The sequence below is a fragment of the Streptomyces zinciresistens K42 genome (assembly GCF_000225525.1).
In the GTDB taxonomy this organism is placed as follows: Bacteria; Actinomycetota; Actinomycetes; order Streptomycetales; family Streptomycetaceae; genus Streptomyces; species Streptomyces zinciresistens.
Genome location: NZ_AGBF01000009.1, coordinates 12,724 through 26,973, shown reverse-complemented (window position 1 = coordinate 26,973; position 14,250 = coordinate 12,724). Strand labels below are relative to the sequence as shown.

At 77.1% G+C, this 14,250-nt stretch carries 14 protein-coding genes; 6 read left to right on the top strand and 8 right to left on the bottom strand.

Annotation, left to right across the window (positions count from 1 at the left end; genetic code table 11):
• Positions 1-3: 3 nt before the first annotated feature.
• The gene (locus SZN_RS05375) at positions 4-1,011 is read right to left on the bottom strand and encodes a nucleoside hydrolase (protein ID WP_007492155.1); all 1,008 of its coding nucleotides are present in this window, start codon (positions 1,009-1,011) and stop codon (positions 4-6) included.
• 422 nt (positions 1,012-1,433) lie between these two features.
• On the opposite strand from SZN_RS05375, the gene SZN_RS05370 reads away from it, so the two are divergent.
• A complete protein-coding gene (locus SZN_RS05370; RefSeq protein WP_007492153.1) occupies positions 1,434-2,198 on the top strand; it encodes a hypothetical protein in 765 nt (254 codons plus the stop codon).
• A gap of 21 nt (positions 2,199-2,219) precedes the next feature.
• On the opposite strand, the gene SZN_RS05365 is transcribed toward SZN_RS05370, so the two are convergent.
• From SZN_RS05365 to SZN_RS05355, 3 genes are all read right to left on the bottom strand, one after another.
• A complete protein-coding gene (locus SZN_RS05365; protein WP_043728470.1) occupies positions 2,220-2,489 on the bottom strand; it encodes a ribosomal protein L7/L12 in 270 nt (89 codons plus the stop codon).
• Positions 2,490-2,538: 49 nt separating this feature from the next.
• Entirely contained in the window at positions 2,539-3,279 is a 741-nt protein-coding gene (locus SZN_RS05360; RefSeq protein WP_007492148.1) for a GAF and ANTAR domain-containing protein, read from the bottom strand.
• Positions 3,280-3,413: 134 nt separating this feature from the next.
• The gene (locus SZN_RS05355; RefSeq protein ID WP_043728466.1) at positions 3,414-4,763 is read right to left on the bottom strand and encodes a helix-turn-helix domain-containing protein; all 1,350 of its coding nucleotides are present in this window, start codon (positions 4,761-4,763) and stop codon (positions 3,414-3,416) included.
• A gap of 98 nt (positions 4,764-4,861) precedes the next feature.
• Between SZN_RS05355 and SZN_RS41255 the strand changes: the two genes are divergently transcribed.
• On the top strand, positions 4,862-5,032 hold the full coding sequence (locus SZN_RS41255) for a hypothetical protein (RefSeq protein WP_007492146.1): 171 nt from the start codon (positions 4,862-4,864) through the stop codon (positions 5,030-5,032).
• On the opposite strand, the gene SZN_RS05350 is transcribed toward SZN_RS41255, so the two are convergent.
• The gene (locus SZN_RS05350) at positions 5,007-6,158 is read right to left on the bottom strand and encodes a hypothetical protein (protein ID WP_050815011.1); all 1,152 of its coding nucleotides are present in this window, start codon (positions 6,156-6,158) and stop codon (positions 5,007-5,009) included. The two genes, SZN_RS41255 and SZN_RS05350, sit on opposite strands and share 26 nt — an antisense overlap.
• A 73-nt stretch (positions 6,159-6,231) precedes the next feature.
• Entirely contained in the window at positions 6,232-7,488 is a 1,257-nt protein-coding gene (locus SZN_RS05345) for a PP2C family protein-serine/threonine phosphatase (RefSeq protein WP_007492144.1), read from the bottom strand.
• A 157-nt stretch (positions 7,489-7,645) separates the two neighbouring features.
• Here SZN_RS05345 and SZN_RS05340 point away from each other — a divergent pair, with 157 nt between their 5' ends.
• A complete protein-coding gene (locus SZN_RS05340; protein WP_043728464.1) occupies positions 7,646-8,095 on the top strand; it encodes a hypothetical protein in 450 nt (149 codons plus the stop codon).
• Between the two features lie 213 nt (positions 8,096-8,308).
• Positions 8,309-9,226, top strand: a complete 918-nt coding sequence (locus SZN_RS05335) for a hypothetical protein (protein WP_007492141.1) — start codon at positions 8,309-8,311, stop codon at positions 9,224-9,226.
• Here the strand turns inward: SZN_RS05335 and SZN_RS05330 are convergent.
• Positions 9,141-10,460 carry an aminotransferase-like domain-containing protein gene (locus tag SZN_RS05330; RefSeq protein WP_007492139.1) on the bottom strand — a complete coding sequence of 440 codons (1,320 nt, stop codon included), beginning with the start codon at positions 10,458-10,460 and terminating at the stop codon, positions 9,141-9,143. The two genes, SZN_RS05335 and SZN_RS05330, sit on opposite strands and share 86 nt — an antisense overlap.
• A 74-nt stretch (positions 10,461-10,534) precedes the next feature.
• Here SZN_RS05330 and SZN_RS05325 point away from each other — a divergent pair, with 74 nt between their 5' ends.
• Together SZN_RS05325 and SZN_RS05320 are read left to right on the top strand one after the other, a co-directional pair.
• A complete protein-coding gene (locus SZN_RS05325) occupies positions 10,535-11,356 on the top strand; it encodes an alpha/beta fold hydrolase (RefSeq protein ID WP_007492137.1) in 822 nt (273 codons plus the stop codon).
• 56 nt (positions 11,357-11,412) lie between these two features.
• A complete protein-coding gene (locus SZN_RS05320; protein WP_043728536.1) occupies positions 11,413-13,359 on the top strand; it encodes an FUSC family protein in 1,947 nt (648 codons plus the stop codon).
• Between the two features lie 213 nt (positions 13,360-13,572).
• Here the strand turns inward: SZN_RS05320 and snpA are convergent, their stop codons facing one another.
• Complete coding sequence (snpA, locus tag SZN_RS05315) at positions 13,573-14,229, bottom strand: snapalysin (protein ID WP_043728461.1); 657 nt, start codon at positions 14,227-14,229, stop codon at positions 13,573-13,575.
• Positions 14,230-14,250: the final 21 nt, after the last annotated feature.

Sequence of the window (14,250 nt, the reverse complement as noted above, 5' to 3'; positions counted from 1 at the left end):
TCCTCAGCGGGGGTCCGGGGCCGGTGCCCCGGGCCCCCGCGGCCCTGCCACGGTGTCCAGGTACAGCGCCACGAAGCGGTCCACGTCGACGTCGAGGGCGACGTCCACCAGGGCCCGCTCGCGTACTCCCGTGTGGATCTCGGCCTCGCCGGGCCGGGGGCGGCGGTCGACGACCGTCTGACCGCGGGTCGGGCCGGGGGCCAGGGACACCTCGACGGGCAGCGGGCGGGTGGTCAGCCCCGCCGGGTCCACCACCGAGCAGACCGCGCCCGCGTCCCCGATGCCTCCGGCGTCGGGGTCGGCGCCCGCGCCGGGGGACGCGGGGCGGTGGGAGAGCAGGTCGCCCGCGAGCCGCGCGCCGGGGTCCGGACTCTCCCGCAGCCGGCGCACCCGCGCGCCGGGGACCACGACCCGCTGGAAGACGTCCAGCCCGTACATGGTGATCGGGACGCCCGCGGTCAGCAGGACCGCCGCCGCCTCCGGGTCGTGCCACACGTTGAACTCCGCCACGGGCGTGGCGTTTCCGCAGGCCACCGCGCCGCCCATGAAGACGATCCGCTCGATGTTGCGGGTGACCTCCGGATGGGTGCGCAGCAGCAGCGCGATGTTGGTGAGCGGCGCGGTGGGGATCAGGGTGACCGGTGACGGGGACGCCAGGATCTCGCGGCGCAGCAGCGTCACCGCGTCCGCCTCGGCGGGGGCGCGGGTCGGGGCGGGCAGGCCGAGGTCGCCCATGCCGTCCGTGCCGTGCACGTGCCGTGCCGAGCGGGCGGGCTCGATCAGCGGGCGTGCGGCGCCCCGGGCGACGGGGATCTCGGGGGCTCCGGCCCGCTCCAGCACGGTGAGGGTGTTGCGCACGACGCCGTCGACGTCCGTGTTGCCCGCCACACAGGTGACCGCGCGCAGGTCGAGCCCCGGATGGCGTACGGCGAAGAGCAGGGCGAGGGCGTCGTCCACACCGGTGTCGCAGTCGATGATCACCGGGATGCGGCGGCCTTCGGAGTCCGTCACGGCGGGGTTCCTCTCGCGCTTGCGGTGGCGGGCCTTGCGAAGGCGACCTTACGGTGTCGTACAGGTGGAGTGCGTCGCCGTATGACGTCCCCGCGCGGGTTGCCGTGCGCGGCGTCATACGGCGTCTCCCCCGGCCCCCGAGCGAGGCGGAACGCCCCGCGGGCAGGCCCCTCACCCCCCTCCGGCCCCCGGCCGCCCCCGCTGCCGGCGTACGACGGCTCCCCCGCGCGCGGACACGTGCCCGGCGCGTGCGTCCCGCTGTTCTCGGGCGGCGGGCCCGTGGGGCTTCCCGGTCCGGCGCGGCGGGGCCGGGTGTCACCCGGACGGACCGGCGCGCTGGTGGGCGGGGGGCCGGGGTGGTGCCTTGGGTACACGCACCGCTCGTGATCACGCCCCCTGACGTCTGCCCGGAAGGCTCCGCGATGCCCCGTACCCCGGCCCGCACCGTCCTCGTCCCGGCGCTCTGCGCGGTCGCCCTGCTGTCCGCGGCCGCGTGCTCCGCCGCCGGTCCGGGCGGGACCGCCGGTGCCGCCCGTCCCCCGGCCGCACGGGCGCCGCAGACCCCCGCCGCCGCACCGACGCTCACCGAGGCGCAGGCGCGGGCCGCGCTGATCGGCGAGTCCGACCTCGGTGAGGCGTGGGCGCCCACCGGCGGGTTCGCCACCTGGCGGGACTCCATGCTGAAGGCGGGCACCGGGTCGGGCGCGTGCCGCAGGCTGCTCGACGCCCTCTACACGGAGGACTTCTTCGGCCCGGACGCCACCACCCGCGCCTCGGTCGGTCTGGACGACGCCGTGGACGGGGCCCAGCTGCGCTTCCAGGTCGTCGCCCACCGGCCGGCGGCCGTCGACCGCACGCTCGCCTGGCTCGGCGGTCTGCCCGGCTCCTGCGGGCAGTTCACGGCCACCGCGCGCGGCGGGCCCATGGCCGTACGGGTCGAGGCGGCCCAGCTGCCGGAGGCGGGGGACGCGCGGCAGGGGCTGCGGATCGTGCTGAGCGCCGTCTCGGAGTACCAGGACGCGCCCGTGCTCACCCTCGACGTGGCCGCGGTCCGGGTCGGCGACGACGCGATCACCGTCACCAACGGCAGCCTCGGCGCGGTGCCCTCCGACGCCACCTGGACGGCCGTGGAGACGGGCGCCCGGCGGCTGGAGGAGATCAGGAAGCGGGGCCGGGCGGCGGTCTGAGCGGCCCCGGGACCCGCGTGCCTACTCCATCGCGTCGACGGCGTCCTTGGCCTCCTTCAGGCCCGCCCCGGTGATCTCCCGGTAGAGGCGGACCGCCTCGACCTTCCTGCCGTCGTGCAGCAGCGCGCGCACCTCCGGCAGCCGCGGGTCGCCGTCGCGCAGCCCCAGGTGGTCCAGGACCAGGTCGAGCTTGCGCTCGACGCGGGCGGCGCGCCGGTCCACGAGGGCGAGCCGCGCCAGCACCGCGGCGGCGACGCCGACCACCAGAAGAACCAGCCCTGTTGTCTCCATGGCGGATGATCCTAGTGCGGTGCGCGTGGAGCGCGCCCTCCGCCCGCTGTCAGCGCTCGAACCGCGTCCGGCGTGCCACGACGTCCCGGGCCAGGTCGAGCGCGGTGCGGCCGTGCGCGAACGCGTGCGCCCTCAGCCGGGCCAGCGCCTCGTCCGTGCCGAGCCCGAGCTGCGCCATGATCATGCCGGTGGCCTGGTGGACGCTGTCGTGCCCGGCGCCCAGGCCGCCGAGCCACCACTCGCGGCCGTCCTCGTCGTCCTCCCGCGCGCGCGGCAGGGCCGTCAGCGCCGCGGTGATCAGCCCGGCGACCAGCCGGGCGGTGCGCAGTTCGGGGTCCGTGAGCGTACCGGGGCGGTCGCGGTAGAGGTCGAGCGTGCCCACGCACACCGCGCCGTCGCCGAGCGGCAGCGAGTACACCGCCCGCACTCCGGCGGCCGTGGCCTGCTGGGCGAAGACCGGCCAGCGCAGCACGTCCCGGCCCGCCGTCAGGTCGCGGGCGAGCACGGCGGTGCCGGTCCGGGCGACGTAGTGGCAGGGGGCGTCGCCCAGGGTCGCCTGGACCTCGGTCACGTACGCGGCCTGCGCGCTGCTCGCCCCGAGCTGGACCGGCACGCCCGCGCTGTGCAGGGACACGCTCGCGCAGGTCACGGGGAGCAGGTCGACGGCGACGCCGCACAGCCGGCCGGGGATCTCGCCCACCCGGGCGCCGCGCACCCCCTCGGCGATCGCGTCGGCGGCACCGGGCGGCTCACGCCCCCGCTCACCGCGTGGATCGTCACCGGGCCGCACGGCAGCCTCCTCGCCGTCGACGTGGCCGCTGCGTCCGGGCGGTCCCGGCCTGCGCCGGCCGCCCCGGACCCCGGCCGACTACCCGGGGCCCGCCTGGCGAAACACCCCGGTGAGCGGGCCGGCGGGGGTCCGCTTCACAGGGGCGGCTGCGCGGGCGCCGGGCCGAGGGTGGTGGTGCCGGGCGCCGTACGGTGCCCCAGTCCCGTGCGGTACGCGTCGAGCGCCGCCTCGACCCGCCCCGAGCGGCGCAGCAGATCGCCCAGCAGCCGGCACAGGTCGGCGAGGTCGCCGGCGGCGCCCGCCCGCTCCAGCAGGCTGAGCGCGCGGACGTAGTGCTCCTCGGCGGTCTCGGTGTCGCGGGCGTCCTCGGCGATGATGCCGAGGAGCCGGTGCGCGGCCGCGGCGTGCAGGGCGCCGCGTTCGGGGCTGAGGTCGCTGAGCACCTCGCGCAGGAGGGCGGCGGCCTCCTCGGACTTGCCGCGCCGGTGCAGCACGTCGGCGAGTTCGACGGCGACCTGGCTGGTGTAGAGGGCGGCGCGCTTGGCCGTGAGCATGGCCCGCGCCTCGCGCAGCTGCGCCTCGGCCCGCTCCAGGTCGCCGTTCTGGGCGTAGACGTAGCCGCGCATCCAGTGGCAGTTGGCGAGTTCGGTGCGGATCTGGAGCTGCCGGTAGAGCTCGGCCGCCTTGCCGAGGGAGGCGTCGGCCTCGGCGACCTTGCCCTCGGCGAGCAGGGTGCGGGCCACGGAGCGGTGCATCCGGGCGACCAGGGCCGGGTCGCCGGCCTGCGGCGCGAGGGCGAGGGCGTACTCGGCGGCCTGGGCGGCGCGGGCGTGGGCGCCCATGTCCATGTAGGGGCCGATGACGCTGGCGTAGAGCAGCAGCAGGGCGTCGGGGTCGTGCAGCCCGCCCCGGTTGAGCTCGTCGAGGGTGGACTCCAGCAGGTAGACGGCGTAGCGCAGTTCACCGGCGAGGTAGTGGGAGACGGCGCGTCCGCGCAGGGCGGGGACCCGGGCGGGCAGCGGGGCGCCGGCCGCGGCGAGCACCTGTTCGGCGTGCTCGAAGTGGCTTCGGGCGGGCCCGAGTTCGCCGGATTCCAGGCCGCACTCGCCGAGTCCGAGCAGGGCCTCGGCCCGCGACTCGGCGAACCCGTGGGCCTCGGCCTCGGCGAGGAGCGCGGTGTACTGCTCGGCGGCGGCCTCGGCGTCGCCGGTGGCCAGCGCGCGCCGGGCCTCGGTCAGCCGCAGCCGCAGGTCGGTGACGAGGTGCGCGGGGCGTCCGGTGACGATCTCCTCGAAGGCCACCCCCAGCCGTTCGGCGATGTGCCGCAGCGCCTCGTCGGAGGCGCGGGCCCGGCCCGCCTCCAGGGTGGAGATGTACGCGGGGGTGTACGCGGGCTCCGCCAACTGCCGCTGCGTCAGCCCCCGGTCGGCGCGCAGTTGCTGCACCCGGCGCCCGATCGTTTTCGGATCATCTCGGTCCGACACGCTCAACTCCCCCTGTGCCCCTTGCCGTTGGTGTCCGACAGCCCCTAGGTTAAACCGCGTATTAAACGTGGTTAACACCCGGCTGTTGCGAGGTCGCCGTGCAGCAACGCACCAGCACCACCGAGCGCTACGCCCGTGGCCTGGCCGCCGCGGTGGTCGCCGTGGCGACCCTGCTCCTCGCGGCGAACGCGGGCCCGGCGAGAGCGGCCCACGCGCTGCCGCCGCAGCAGCGGGCACAGCATGTCACCCCGGCGGCGCCGACGCGGTAGACCTCACGGGATCGGGACCGGCGGGGCACACGGTGTGCACACGGGCGTCCCCCGCGCGGTCCTGGCCGGGCACGGCGGGCCGGCGCAGCCGGCGGCGGACGTCGTCGAGGGCGCCCTCGCGGCGGCCCGGCACCCGGCTGCGCAACTCCACCAGGACGGCCCCCAGTTCACGGACGGGGGCCGGGTCGTGGATGCGGCCCCACTGGTGGTGGGCGCGGTCGACGGCGGCCTCCACGGCGGGCGCGTCGGGGGCCTGGCCGGCCGAGAGCCGGGAGGAGGCGACCGTCAGCCAGCTGCGGCAGCTGCGCACCGGGTCGCCCGCGAGCATCGCGAGGTCCGCGCGGACCTCGGCCCAGTGCAGGGCCTCCTCGGAGGCGGGCCCGTGGGTGTGCACGGCGGTGTTCTCGTGCCGGGCGGCCAGCGCCTCGGCGTCGGTGTGCCGGCCCGCCTGGGCGGCGGCGGCGATGTCGGCGTGCGGATCGGCCGGGACCGGGCTGTGCGCGCTGAGCACGATGTCGACGCCCGCCCCGCCCTCCGGGGCGATCCGGGACAGCGCCCGCTGGTGCAGCTGGTCCAGGGGCGGCCGGTGACCGCTGCGCAGCAGGGTGGCGACCGCCTTCATGTACGCGGGCCCGGCCACCGCCCGGCGGCTCGGGGGCGGCGCGATCCTGCCGTGCACGGCGACGGTGCGCCCGCAGTCGAGCGGGTGGGAGCGCAGCCACTGCCAGGACTCGGCGTCGGCGTGCAGGTCGAGGACGAGGGAGGCCGACCCGGGCGGGCGCAGGCGCAGTTCCTCGCGCATCCAGTGCCAGGGGAGGCCGTTGTAGCGGACGGTCGCCGGGGTGGAGCGGGCCAGCGCCAGATGGGGCAGGTGCTGGCGGCGGTCCAGTTGGAGCTGGCCGGTGACGAAGAGCGTGAGCGGGCCGGGGGAGACCGCGGCGGCCCGCAGCCGGGTCAGCACGGCCTGGGGGTCCAGCGGGTCGGCGAGTTCCACGACGTTGGCGGTGCCGGTGCCCGCGAGCACGCCCGGCGGGACCGCGGCGAGCACCGGGAGCACGGAGGCGGCGTCCACCAGGCGCCCCTTGCCCGCGGGCGAGGCGGCGAGCAGCAGCACGGTTCCTGGCATCGGTCTCTCCCCGGTCCCGCCGTCGATCACGTACGGCAGCACGGTAACCGCTGCGGGTGCGAAGAGGGGATTCTCACCGCCCCGACAGCCCGTTTCCGCCCCCCTCACCACCCGGCTCCGCTCCCTCACCACCCGGCGGGTCCGCCCGCGCCGGCCGCCCGGCCCGGTCCGGCTCGCCGCCCTCCGGGTCCGCCCGGCGCACCGCGAAGACCGTGGTGTCGTCGCCGAGTCGGCCGCCGCAGTGCCGCAGGGTGCGCTCGCGCACGAACGCCACCAGGCGCCGGGGCCGCGCGAGGCCGGGGTCGGCGGCGACGGCTTCGGCGACGTCGGCGTCCAGCGGGTAGAAGGCGCCGTCGCCGTCGCGGGCCTCGGTGACCCCGTCGGTGGTCATCAGCAGGGTCTCGCCGGGGGCGAGGACGGCGTGCAGCACGGGGGGCGCGGCGGGGTCGAGTTCGCCCATCCCGACGGGCAGCCCGTGGCCGGGCGGCAGCCGCCGCACGCCGCCGGGGCCGACGACGAGCGGCGGGTCGTGGCCGAGGACGAGCGCCTCGACCCCCCGCGGCCCGCTCGCGGGGAAGCCGATCAGGACGGCCGTCGCGAACCGGTCGCCGTCCTCCCTGCCGAGGGCCCTGCGCATCGCGATGTGCCGTTGCATCCGCACCTCCAGCCGTCCGGCGATCGTCGAGAGGTCCGCCTCGTGGTAGGCGGCCTCCCGGAACGTGCCGAGCAGCGCGGCGGCCACCTCCACCGCGCCGAGCCCCTTGCCCTGCACGTCGCCGAGGATGACGCGGGTGCCGTGCAGACCGGTCTGGATGTCGTAGAAGTCGCCGCCGACCCTGGCGTCGCTGTCGGCGGAGAGGTAGACGGCCGCGTGCTCCAGCCCGCCCCACCCCGGCGGCAGCGGGCGCAGCACGGTGCTGCGGATGACGGCGGCCACGTCCTCCATGTGCAGCATGCGCCGCTCGCCGCGCACCCGGACCACGCAGGCCAGGACTGCGAGGGCGCCGCCGAGGGCGGCGAGGACGAGGTCGGGCAGCCCGGCCTGGTACTGGTGCGGCAGGACGGCGTCGGCGGCGACGTAGGTGACGGGCGCGAGGACGGCGAAGGCGGCGGTTCCGCGCACCCCGCAGATCGCGGCGGCGATACCGGGCACCAGCACGATCCAGGACAGGACCCGGAAGTCGGCGCTGGTGCGGAAGTCGACCAGCACGATGCAGATGAGCAGCAGCAGGGGCGGCACCCAGGCGACGCTGCGGCCGCGCACGCGCAGCGGCCGCGCCCGGCTCGCGTCGCCCGCCGGGCTGACCCCGCCGTCGCTGACGGCCCTCATGCGCCTCAGCGAAGCACGGCGTACGGCGGGACGCATCCGGGTGCCCGGCGCGCGGCGGGCCTCCGGCGCGCGCCCCGCCGACTTGCCGGTGACGCGCCCCAGGTGTGCTCTGGAGGGCAGGGGCGGGGAGAAGCGGGGAGAAGAGAGGAGTGCTCTCATGGCTCATGCGGCACCCGCGTCGCGCCGACGCGCTTCCAGGACGGGCCCCGGCGTACTGCCCGACGTGCTCAGCGAGCGCACGCACCGCGCGCTGAGCATGGCCGCCCCGGTCGTCCTCGGGCTGGTCTACGGGTACTGGGCCGCGGCGAACCGGCGCTCCGGCGGTGAGATCACCGGCTGGAACCTGCTCTTCGGCTTCGTCACCGCGCTCGCCTTCATGCTGCTGTACGTGGGCGTGCGCGCCCTCGCCCCGCTCCTGCGCCGCGAGGTGCACGCGGTGCTGTGGGCGGCCTTCGTGGGCGGCACGTTCGGCTTCCTGTACAGCCAGACCGGCGCCACGATCCTGCGGTCCTGCCTGATGGGGCTGGGTATCGGCGCCGCCGCGTTCGCGGTGATGTTCTACCGCTACTACACGCACGAGGACGCCGGGGGGCTTCGCTACCGCTGAGGGACGGACGCACGGTTCGGCCCCGGCCGCCGGGGCCGAACCGTCCCCCCGTTCCTCCACCCACGGGGTCGGCCGCGCGCGGTGGCCGCTCTTCTCGCTTCCCCGCTCCGGAAGCCACCCGTTCGGGTGAAGCCCGCACCGGAGAGGGCGGGCGTACGCCCGTATGCAGTGCTCCGGCGGGCGCGCCCGCCCCGGTGCCCGTTGCCTTGAGGGGTGTCCACTCGTCTGCGCAACGCCCTGTCGGCCGCGCTGATCGCGCTGTCGTGCCTGCTGGTGCCGCTGGGCGCGCTCGCGGCCTGGGCGGTGTACGGGCTCGCCGACACCGGCCGCTGGGTGACCGCCATGGCGCCGCTCGCGGCCGATCCCGCCGTGCAGGGCGCGGTGGCCGACACCCTGGACGACGGGATCATGGACCAGGTCGGCGCGCGGCTGGACACCGGGCCCGCCGCGCCCGCGCCCGCGGCGGTGCGCCCCTTCGTCCGGGAGGCGGTGCGCTCCTTCACCCGTACCGAGGCGTTCCGCACGGCGTGGGACACGGGCAACCGGACGGTCCACGGCGCGGTGCTCGGCGCCCTGCGCGACGAGCGGCGCGGCCCGGTCACGGTCGACCTCGCCCCGGTCACCGCCCAGGTCAAGCGGCGGCTCACCGAGGACCACGTCCCGATGGCGGCCCGCATCCCGGTCGCGCACACCGAGGTCTCCGTGCTGCGCGCCGCGGAACTGGAGCGGCTCAGGAAGGGGTACGACGTGCTGGACGTCGCGGGGTTCTGGCTGCCGGTGTCGGCCGCCGCGCTGGCCGCCGCGGGCATCGCGGTCGCCGCGTGCCGCCGCCGCGCGGTCGGCGCGACCGCCCTGGGCACGGCGCTCGGCGGGGCGTTCCTGCTGCTCGCCGTGGTGATCGGCCGCCGGCTGACGCTGGCCGACCTGCCCGAGGCGGCCCACCGTCCGGCCGCGGGCGCCGTCTACGACGCGCTGACGCAGACCCTGCGCACGGTGTCCTGGCTGCTGATCGCCGGCGGTCTGGCGGTGGCCCTGCTCTGCCGGCTCACGGAGTACCTCGCGCGACGCCGGCGAGCGTGCGCAGGGCCCGCCGCAGATCCGGCCCGGGAGCCGACGCGAGCCCGAGCCTGACGGCGTCCGCGGCGCGGCCCGGGTCCACGCGGAAGGCCGGGCCGGGGGTGACCGCGATGCCGTGCGCGGCCGCGGCGGCGGCGAAGGTGTCCGCGCGCCAGCCCGGGGGCAGCTCCCACCAGGCGAAGTAGGCGCGGGGGTCGGACCGTACGGCGAAGCCGCGCAGTTCCTCGGCGACCATGCGCTGCCGCTCCGCCGCGTCGGCCCGCTTCGCCGCGACCAGCCGCGCCACCGTGCCGTCCGCGGCCCAGCGCACGGCGGCCTCCAGCGCGAACCGCTGCGCGCTCCACCCGCCCGAGCGGACGGCCGCGGCCACCGCCCCGGCCCGCTCCTGCGGTACGGCGAGGAAGCCGGCGGTGAGACCCGGCGCGACGCGCTTGGAGAGCCCGTCGACGACGTGGACGAGTCCGGGGACGTGGACGGCGAGGGGGTCGTCGTCGGCGAGGAAGGACCAGACGCGGTCCTCGACCACCGGGACGCCGAGGTCGCGCACGGTCCGGGCGAGGACGCGGCGCCGCGCGGGGGTCGTCGTCGCCGTGGTCGGGTTGTGCAGCGTGGGCTGGAGGTAGAGCGCCGCCAGGGGAGCGGTGCGGTGGGCGGCGGCGAGCGCCCGCGGGCAGGGCCCCTCCTCGTCCGTGGCGACCGGCACCAGGGTGAGGCCGAGCCGGGCGGCGATCTCCTTGACCACCGGGTACGTCAGCGGCTCGACGCCGACCCGGCCGCCCGGCCGGACCAGGGAGGCGAGGGCGGCGGCGACGGCCTGGCGGGCGTTGCCGGTGAACAGCAGGCTGTCCGGGCCGGGGCGCCAGCCCCCGGTGGCGAGCAGTCCGGCCGCGGCCCGGCGGGCCTCGGGAGTGCCGGCGGCGGGGGCGGGGCGCAGCGCCCCGGTGAGCACGTCGGGGCGCAGCAGCGGGGCGAGGGACGGGGCGAGCAGCTCCGACTGGCCGGGCGCGGAGGGGTAGTTGAGCTCCAGGTTGACCGGCGCGGCGGTCGCGTCCTCGACCAGGGAGCGGCCGGTGCCCCGGGGCGCGGCCCGCACGAAGGTGCCCCGGCCGACCTCGCCGACGACCAGTCCGCGGCGCACCAGTTCGGCGTACACCCGCCCCGCCGTGGAGCCCGCGATGCCGCGCCGCCGGGCGAACACGCGCTGCGGCGGCAGCCGTTGGCCGGGCACGAGGCGCCCGGCGGCGATGTCGTCGGCCACGCGGTCCGCGAGCCGCCGGTAGTCGTCCATGAGCGTTCCTCCCATTGCACCGAGGGCAAAGATCCTATTGCACCGAGGAGTTGGGGCGTCCTAGGGTCGTCCGCATGAGCCTCTTCCTCGCGTACGAGGACGAAGGGCCCGAATCCTCCTCGGTCCCCCTTGTTCCCGTCGTCCTCGTCCACGGCCACCCCTTCGACCGCACGATGTGGGCCCCGCAGCTGCGGTCCCTGTCCGCCGCCCGCCGTGTCGTCGCGCCCGACCTGCGCGGGTACGGCGCCTCCCCGGTCGTACCCGGCGTCACCGCGCTGTCGGTCTTCGCGGCCGACATCGAGGCCCTGCTGGACGGCCTCGGGGTGGAGACGTGCGTCCTCGCGGGGCTGTCGATGGGCGGCCAGATCGCCATGGAGTGCTGGGCCCGCTTCCCCGGGCGCGTCCGCGGCCTGGTCCTCGCCGACACCTCCCCCGCGGCGGAGACCGGACAGGGGGCCCGCGACCGCGAGGCCATGGCGGACCGGCTGCTGCGCGAGGGCATGCGCGGGTACGCCGACGAGGTGCTGGACAGGATGGTCGCGCCGACCGCCGACGCCGGGGTCAGGGCGCACGTGCACCGCATGATGGCCTCGGCGCCGCCCGAGGGCGCGGCGGCGGCCCTGCGCGGCCGGGCCCGGCGCCCCGACTACCGGGACCTGCTGACCCGGGTGACGGTCCCCGCCCTGGTCGTGGTGGGCGCGGACGACACCTACACCCCGGTGGCCGACGCGCGGGCGACGCACGCGGCCCTGCCCGACGCCACCCTGTGCGTGATCGAGGACGCCGCCCACCTCCCCAACCTGGAACGGCCCCGCGCGTTCGACGCGGCGCTGGAGGACTTCCTGGCCCGCGTCGACGCCCCCGCGCGGCCCCCCGCCGCCCCGCGGCGCTCGTAGGCGTCCCGCTCCGCGGCGGCGCGGAGCCGGGCGAGGGGGTGCACATAATGGGCGGCATGCCCCGCGAGTTCCCCATCGGCCTCACCCCTCCCGACTGGCTGGTGCGCAACCTGCGGGCCCATCCGGCCACCGTGGACCGGCCCGCCCTGGTGCGCGCCGCCCTCGCGCTGACGCTCCCGCTGGCGGCCGGACTCGCCGCCGGACGCCCCGAGTACGGCGCGATCGCCTCCATGGGCGCCCTCAACGGCGTCATCAGCGACACCGCGGCCGCCTACCGCGTCCGCGTCCCCACCATCGCGATCCCCCAGGTGTTCAGCGCCGTCGGCATCACCGTCGGCACGCTGGTGCACGGCCGCGGCTGGCTCGCCGTGGCCGCCCTGACCCTCGTCGCGCTGGTCTCCGGGATGATCTCGACGATCGGCGCCGTCGCCTCCGTCTCCGGGCTGCTGCTCCTGCTGAGCTGCGTGGTCGGCGCCGGCCTCCCCCTGCCGGGCGAGTGGTGGCTCGCCCCGCTGCTGATCTCCGGCGGCGGCCTGCTCGTCCTGGCCCTGGCGCTGCTGGCCTGGCCGCTGCGGCTGGGCGTGCCCGAACGCGCCGCGGTCGGGGGCGCCTACCGCGCGGTCGCCGACCTGCTGGCCGCCTCCGCGGCGGGCGGCGCGCGGGAGTACGACGAGCGGCGGCACGCCGTCACCCAGTCCCTGAACCAGGCGTACGACACGATCCTCGCCCACCGCGCCCGCCACCACGGCCGCAGCCCCGAACTTACCCGGCTGCTGGCCCAGTTGAACGCCGTCACCCCCGTCGTGGAGGCCGCCCCCGCGGCCCGCCTCGGCGGCGGCGCCCTCCCGCCCGAGGTACCGCAGGCCGTACGGCACCTGGCGTCCGCCGTCGAGACCGGCTACAGCGGCCCCATAGGGCTGCGGCTGCCCGACCCGGCCACGGAGACCGCCCGCGCGCTCGACCACGCCCTGCGGCACGCGGCGGACGTGGTCGCCTCCCCCGACGCCGACCCCCGCGGCATCGACGACGGCCTCGGCCGCCCGGCCGCGCTCGGCATCCGCACCGCCCGCGCGGCCCGCAACGTCGCGCTGTCCGCCGCCTCCTGGCGGTACGGCCTGCGGCTGGCCCTGTGCGTCGGGATCGCCCAGGCGCTGGTCTCCCTCGTGCCCGTGCCGCGCTCGTACTGGATCGCGCTGACCATCACCTTCGTCCTCAAGCCGGACTTCGGCTCCGTCTTCTCGCGGGCGCTGCTGCGCGCCCTCGGCACGGTCGCGGGCCTGGTGATCGCGGCGGCGGTGCTGGCGGAGGTGCCGCGCGGCTGGTGGGACGTGCCGGTGATGCTGCTGCTCGCCCCGCTGGTCCCGGCGCTCACCCCGCGCGGCTACGGCTACCAGACCGCCGCCATCACCCCGGTCATCCTGCTGCTGTCGGACATCCTGAACCGCCTGGGCACCGCCCTGCTGCTGCCCCGGCTGGTGGACTCGCTCATCGGCTGCGTGATCGCCCTCGTCGCCGGGTACCTGCTGTGGCCGGAGAGCTGGCACACCCGGGTCGGCGACCGGCTCGCGGACGCCGTCGACGACACCGAGCGCTATGTGCGCGGCGCCTTCGGACCGGACGCCCTCGGCGCCTTTGCCCGCGCCCGGATGCGCCGCGGGCTCTACCGCGACCTCTCCGTCATCCGTACGGAGTTCCAGCGGGCCCTGACCGAGCCGCCGCCGACCGGACGCCGGGCGGCGGCGTGGTGGCCGCTGGTCGTCGCGGTGGAGCGGATCGTGGACGCGACGACCGCGGCGCGGGTACGCGTCCAGCACGGGGCTCAGCCGCCGACCGCCGCCGAGGTGACCCAGGTCGCCCGCGAGCTGCGGGAACTGGCGGAGGGCGTCCGCGAGAACGAGACGCTGCACGCGGTGCGCACCCTCCTGACGGGGCCCGCCGACAGCGTCCTCGAACCCCTGCGCCAGGAGGTGGCGGCGGCACGGGCCATCGCCTCCCCCCGCTGAACGGAAAGCCGGACGCGGGCCGGGCGAAGGCCGGGCGAAGGCGGCCGGGGTCCGGACGCGGACGTGGGCGCGGCCGCCCCGTGCAGGAGGGCGGCCGCGCCATGTGGGGGGTGGATCCGGTGCGTGGCCCCGGCGGCGGGCGCCGGGGACGGGTCGCGCGGGTGCCGGGGCCGCGGCCGGAGGGTTCACCGGTTCGCGACGCCCGGCGGGGCATCAGCGGGCGGCCTTCTCCATCGCCTTGTCCAGGGCCGCGGCGAACCCGCCGGCCCACAGCTGGTTGACCCGGTTGCGCTCGGTGGCGTCCGGCTGCGCGTTGGTGCAGGACGTGCCGGGGCCGCCGCCCGACATCAGCTTGCTGCACGGGGCCGTGTAGTTGTCCGGCAGGCCGAGGACGTGGCCCGTCTCGTGGGAGGCCACGCGCGTGGAGTTGTACTGCTGGTTCTGCCGGTAGTCCAGGAAGATGTAGCCGTTGCCCCGGCCGTCCGTCGAGGCGTACGAGCCGCGCGAGTCGTTGCCCTCGCGGTACGTGAAGTCGGCGTTCGAGCCCGACTGGAGTCTCACGTTGGTCACCGAGCTGTTCCAGATCTGGGTGGAGCGGGCTATCTGCGCGCTGAACGTCGGGGCGCCGGAGGCGTTGTAGACGACCGTGACGGCCGCCGCGGTGGGGTTCGCCGCCCGCTTCTCGGCGACGGACTTCAGCACGGCCTGGAAGAAGGCCGAGTCGCCGCCCGTGGCACCGGACTTGGCGACGTAGCCGGCCTCGGCGGCCGGGGCGGCGGAGGCGGGAGCGGCCGTACCGAGACCGAGGGCCGCGACGCCGAGACCGAGGGCCGCCGCCGCACGGGCGGACGTGGAGAAGGCCATACGCATGGAGGACTCCTAGTGTGGGGG